Source organism: Protofrankia sp. CiP1_Cm_nod4 (assembly GCF_982290645.1).
This window is the reverse complement of sequence record NZ_CEVIVC010000012.1, coordinates 54,880-57,673: the sequence shown is the minus strand read 5'-3', so window position 1 is coordinate 57,673 and position 2,794 is coordinate 54,880. Positions and strand designations below refer to the sequence as shown.

General features: G+C 74.6%; 1 protein-coding gene. It reads left to right on the top strand.

Annotated elements, in window-relative coordinates; genetic code table 11:
* Window positions 1–439: 439 nt before the first annotated feature.
* Entirely contained in the window at window positions 440–2,680 is a 2,241-nt protein-coding gene (locus AC5LSR_RS04620; RefSeq protein WP_250285872.1) for an ABC transporter ATP-binding protein, read from the top strand.
* Window positions 2,681–2,794 lie beyond the last annotated feature (114 nt).

The following is a 2,794-nucleotide window of genomic DNA, read 5'->3' as shown; positions in this document are numbered from 1 at the left end:
CCGAACACACCGGTTCGCCGAACACACCGGTTCGCTGGGCGTCCGTCAGCTCATGGCCGTCTGCCGGACATCTCGTGAGTGGACGATGCCGATGTGGGTCAGCCTCCGATGTGGGTCAGCCGCTACACGGTAACCATTGCACACGGTTGCTGATCGTATGCGAAATGGTGTGCGTCAGCTGTCGTATACGAGCCGTCGGGTGCGCCGCGCGCATGGACCGGACGTCACCCGCCGGGCGATGATTGCGTCGGGTGATGATTCCGGCGGGTGATGGTTCCGGGAGAGCGCGACGCCGGTCAGAGGACGTTGCGGTGTACAGCGTTGTCGACGTGAACGCGTCCCGGCGGTGCTGGCCGGCACCGGCCGGGGCTGGCCGGCGTAGCCGGCGGAGCGCCGGCGGTGAGCAGTACGGCCGTGGTGAGCGGCAGAGGGGAGAGCCGTGCCCGAACACGCCCCGAACCACGCGCAGGCGGCCCCGGGTCACGCGAAGGCGCTGACGGCCGCGGAACCGGACGTGCTGGCAGTCGCGAGGGCGCCCGCGACCAGGGCCTGCGCGCGGTCCGTATCCGCTCCCGCCGCTCCCGCGTTCGCGTATACGGGTGTCACCCAGGAGGCGGGCACGGCGGACGCGCTGGAAGCGGACACGGGCGCTGGCACGGCAGGCGTGAGCCCGGCGGGCGCGCGTATGGCGGATGCGGACACGGCAGGCGTGAGCCCGGTGGGCGTGAACACGGCGGATGCGGAGACGGCGGATGCGGAGACGGTGGGGGCGCCGCTTTCCGCGGGCTCTCCTGCCGTCATCCGCCGGGGGCTGGCCATCCTCGGCACGGGGATCCGGGACGAGCCCCGGGTGTTCGCCGTCGCGGTCGTCGGCAGCGGCCTGTTCGGCCTGATGATGGTGGCGAGCGCGGTGGTGCTCGGCGAGGTCGTCGACAGGGTCGTGCTGCCGTCCTTCACGACCGGCCGGGCCGGCGCCGGCGGCCTCGCGCTGGCCGCGGTCGTCCTGTTCGCGGTCGGGGCGGCCCGGGCCGCCGGGATGTTCGTACGCCGGCTCGGCGGCGGTGTGATGGCCTTCCGGCTACAGGCCGCCTGCCGCCGCCGCGTCGTCCGGCAGTACCTGCGGCTGCCGCTGTCCTGGCACCAGCGCCATCCGACCGGCCTGCTGCTGTCGAACGCGAACGCCGACGTCGAGGCGAGCTGGGCGCCGGTCCTCCCGCTGCCGTTCGCGGTGGGGGTGCTGGGCGCGCTGGTCGTCGCCCTGACAGTGCTGATAGTGACGGATCCGCTGCTCACCGGTGTGGGATGCGTCGTCTTCCCGGCCTTCGGCGCTGTCAACATCGTCTATGGCCGGAAGATCTCCCCGTTGCTCGCCCGCGCCCAGCAGCTGCGGGCGGAGGTCAGCGGGCTCGCGCACGAGTCCTTCGACGGCGCGCTGGTGGTCAAGACAACGGGCCGGGAGGACGACGAGACGGCCCGGTTCGCCCGCAAGGCGGACGAGCTGCGCGCGGCGATGGTGCGCGCCGGGCAGGTCCGGGGGCTGTTCGACCCGGTGATGGACGCGTTGCCCAACATCGGCGTGCTGGTCGTCCTGCTGGTCGGGACGGCCCGGATCGCCGCGGGCGACCTGGCGGTCGGGGAGCTGATCCGGGTCGCCTACCTGTTCACGCTGCTGGCGTTCCCGCTGCGGGCGATCGGCTGGGTGTTCGGCGAGCTGCCCCGGTCGGTCGTCGGCCACCGCCGGGTGAGCACGGTGCTGCGGGCCCGTGACGACCAGCGTTTCGGCTCGGAGTCCGTGCCGGGACGCGCGCCGGTGGCGCTGGCGGTGGACGCCGTCTCCTACACCTATCCACGGCCGTCCCCACGGCCGGCCCCACGGCCGTCCGTGGGGCCGCTCACCGAGGGTGGGGCGCCGGCGGCCACCGCGGTGGCCGTTTCGCCCCCGGAGAGCCCGGCGCTGGAACGTCCGACGCTGGACAGGGTGAGCTTCGAGGTGCCGGCGGGCCGGGTGGTGGCGCTGGTGGGACGGACCGGTGCGGGCAAGTCCACACTGGCCGGCCTGCTGGTCAGGCTGTACGACCCCGACAGCGGGGCGGTCCGCGTGGACGGGGCCGACCTGGCGGAGCTCGCCCGCGACGAGGCCGCCGCGGTGGCCGCCCTCGTCCCCCAGCAGGCGTTCCTGTTCGACGACACCGTCCGCGCCAACGTCACCCTCGGCTCCGAGGTGGGCGACGAGGCGGTCTGGGAGGCGCTCGCGCGCGCCCAGGCGGACGGTTTCGTCGCCGCGCTGCCCGCCGGGCTGGACACGCGGGTCGGCGAGCGGGGCACGACGCTCTCGGGCGGCCAGCGGCAGCGGATCGCGCTGGCCCGCGCGCTGGTCCGCCGGCCCCGCCTGCTGGTGCTCGACGACGCGACGTCCAGCGTCGACCCGCGGGTCGAGTCGGCGATCCTCGCGGGGCTGCGGGCGCGGGCGGGCGCGTCCACGGTGGTCGTCGTCGCGCACCGGCGGGCGACGATCGAGCTCGCCGACGACGTCGTCTACCTGGAGCGGGGACGGGTCGCCGGGCACGGCAGCCACCGGGAGCTGATGGCCACCGCTCCCGGTTATGCGGCGTTGCTGTCCGCATATGATCTGGCGGATGTGGGCGGCGGCCAGCCCGAGGACGCGGGGCTGCCGCGATGAGCGCGCGCTGGCCGGCGGAGTGGGTGCGCACGGTCGGTGACGTCGGGCCGGCGTGGTGAGTACCGCCGCCGTGCCCACACCCCGTGATCCGCGCAGTGCCCCGGGCAGTGGGCC